Genomic DNA, 3318 nt, shown 5'->3' on the forward strand with positions numbered 1-3318 from the left:
AAAGCTTAGAAATGAGCATTCCATTGTGATGATGGTGAATGTTGATTTCTAGTCTTTGATTAGATCGTTCTTTAAAAATTTGGGTATGTGATAGAAAGATAGACTGAACGTTACTTTCACTGGTAACGGATCAGGCTAAGGTAAAATTTGTGAGTTAAATTGCGAATTTTCGGCGAATGTCGTCTTCACAGTATAACCAGATTGCTTGGGGTTATATGGTCAAGTGAAGAAGCGCATACGGTGGATGCCTTGGCAGTCAGAGGCGATGAAAGACGTGGTAGCCTGCGAAAAGCTTCGGGGAGTCGGCAAACAGACTGTGATCCGGAGATGTCTGAATGGGGGAACCCACCTAACATAAGTTAGGTATCTTAAGCTGAATACATAGGCTTAAGAAGCGAACCAGGGGAACTGAAACATCTAAGTACCCTGAGGAAAAGAAATCAACCGAGATTCCCTTAGTAGTGGCGAGCGAACGGGGACTAGCCCTTAAGTGGCTTTGAGATTAGCGGAACGCTCTGGAAAGTGCGGCCATAGTGGGTGATAGCCCTGTACGCGAAAATCTCTTAGTCATGAAATCGAGTAGGACGGAGCACGAGAAACTTTGTCTGAATATGGGGGGACCATCCTCCAAGGCTAAATACTACTGACTGACCGATAGTGAACTAGTACCGTGAGGGAAAGGCGAAAAGAACCCCGGAGAGGGGAGTGAAATAGATCCTGAAACCGTATGCGTACAAGCAGTGGGAGCCCACTTTGTTGGGTGACTGCGTACCTTTTGTATAATGGGTCAGCGACTTATTTTCAGTGGCGAGCTTAACCGAATAGGGGAGGCGTAGCGAAAGCGAGTCTTAATAGGGCGTCTAGTCGCTGGGAATAGACCCGAAACCGGGCGATCTATCCATGGGCAGGTTGAAGGTTGGGTAACACTAACTGGAGGACCGAACCGACTACCGTTGAAAAGTTAGCGGATGACCTGTGGATCGGAGTGAAAGGCTAATCAAGCTCGGAGATAGCTGGTTCTCCTCGAAAGCTATTTAGGTAGCGCCTCATGTATCACTGTAGGGGGTAGAGCACTGTTTCGGCTAGGGGGTCATCCCGACTTACCAAACCGATGCAAACTCCGAATACCTACAAGTGCCGAGCATGGGAGACACACGGCGGGTGCTAACGTCCGTCGTGAAAAGGGAAACAACCCAGACCGTCAGCTAAGGTCCCAAAGTTATGGTTAAGTGGGAAACGATGTGGGAAGGCTTAGACAGCTAGGAGGTTGGCTTAGAAGCAGCCACCCTTTAAAGAAAGCGTAATAGCTCACTAGTCGAGTCGGCCTGCGCGGAAGATGTAACGGGGCTCAAACCATACACCGAAGCTACGGGTATCACTTAGGTGATGCGGTAGAGGAGCGTTCTGTAAGCCTGTGAAGGTGAGTTGAGAAGCTTGCTGGAGGTATCAGAAGTGCGAATGCTGACATGAGTAACGACAATGGGTGTGAAAAACACCCACGCCGAAAGACCAAGGTTTCCTGCGCAACGTTAATCGACGCAGGGTTAGTCGGTCCCTAAGGCGAGGCTGAAAAGCGTAGTCGATGGAAAACAGGTTAATATTCCTGTACTTCTGGTTATTGCGATGGAGGGACGGAGAAGGCTAGGCCAGCTTGGCGTTGGTTGTCCAAGTTTAAGGTGGTAGGCTGGAATCTTAGGTAAATCCGGGATTCTAAGGCCGAGAGCTGATGACGAGTGTTCCTTTGGAACACGAAGTGGTTGATGCCATGCTTCCAAGAAAAGCTTCTAAGCTTCAGGTAACCAGGAACCGTACCCCAAACCGACACAGGTGGTTGGGTAGAGAATACCAAGGCGCTTGAGAGAACTCGGGTGAAGGAACTAGGCAAAATGGCACCGTAACTTCGGGAGAAGGTGCGCCGGTGAGGGTGAAGGACTTGCTCCGTAAGCCCACGCCGGTCGAAGATACCAGGCCGCTGCGACTGTTTATTAAAAACACAGCACTCTGCAAACACGAAAGTGGACGTATAGGGTGTGACGCCTGCCCGGTGCCGGAAGGTTAATTGATGGGGTTAGCTAACGCGAAGCTCTTGATCGAAGCCCCGGTAAACGGCGGCCGTAACTATAACGGTCCTAAGGTAGCGAAATTCCTTGTCGGGTAAGTTCCGACCTGCACGAATGGCGTAACGATGGCGGCGCTGTCTCCACCCGAGACTCAGTGAAATTGAAATCGCTGTGAAGATGCAGTGTATCCGCGGCTAGACGGAAAGACCCCGTGAACCTTTACTATAGCTTTGCACTGGACTTTGAATTTGCTTGTGTAGGATAGGTGGGAGGCTTTGAAGCGTGGACGCCAGTTCGCGTGGAGCCAACCTTGAAATACCACCCTGGCAACTTTGAGGTTCTAACTCAGGTCCGTTATCCGGATCGAGGACAGTGTATGGTGGGTAGTTTGACTGGGGCGGTCTCCTCCTAAAGAGTAACGGAGGAGTACGAAGGTGCGCTCAGACCGGTCGGAAATCGGTCGTAGAGTATAAAGGCAAAAGCGCGCTTGACTGCGAGACAGACACGTCGAGCAGGTACGAAAGTAGGTCTTAGTGATCCGGTGGTTCTGTATGGAAGGGCCATCGCTCAACGGATAAAAGGTACTCCGGGGATAACAGGCTGATACCGCCCAAGAGTTCATATCGACGGCGGTGTTTGGCACCTCGATGTCGGCTCATCACATCCTGGGGCTGAAGCCGGTCCCAAGGGTATGGCTGTTCGCCATTTAAAGTGGTACGCGAGCTGGGTTTAGAACGTCGTGAGACAGTTCGGTCCCTATCTGCCGTGGACGTTTGAGATTTGAGAGGGGCTGCTCCTAGTACGAGAGGACCGGAGTGGACGAACCTCTGGTGTTCCGGTTGTCACGCCAGTGGCATTGCCGGGTAGCTATGTTCGGAATAGATAACCGCTGAAAGCATCTAAGCGGGAAACTAGCCTCAAGATGAGATCTCACTGGGACCTTGAGTCCCCTGAAGGGCCGTCGAAGACTACGACGTTGATAGGTTGGGTGTGTAAGCGCTGTGAGGCGTTGAGCTAACCAATACTAATTGCCCGTGAGGCTTGACCATATAACACCCAAGCAATTTAGTGACCCGACAGGGCGCCAGATTGCGGTGTGTGAAGACGAAACGAACCGAAAGTTCGAGATACTCACAAAGACACCAACGCTATCACATACCCATTCGCTGGAGCGTGGACCGAAAGGCACACGAACTGGCTACCGAATTTCTTGACGACCATAGAGCATTGGAACCACCTGATCCCATCCCGAACTCAG

At 51.0% G+C, this 3318-nt stretch carries 1 rRNA gene; it reads left to right on the forward strand.

Going from position 1 to position 3318, the window contains the following annotated elements:
* Nucleotides 1–217 precede the first annotated feature (217 nt).
* Nucleotides 218–3109 (forward strand): 23S ribosomal RNA (locus NTD87_RS17045).
* Nucleotides 3110–3318: the final 209 nt, after the last annotated feature.

Source organism: Pseudomonas sp. 6D_7.1_Bac1 (assembly GCF_025465945.1).
Lineage (GTDB): Bacteria > Pseudomonadota > Gammaproteobacteria > Pseudomonadales > Pseudomonadaceae > Aquipseudomonas.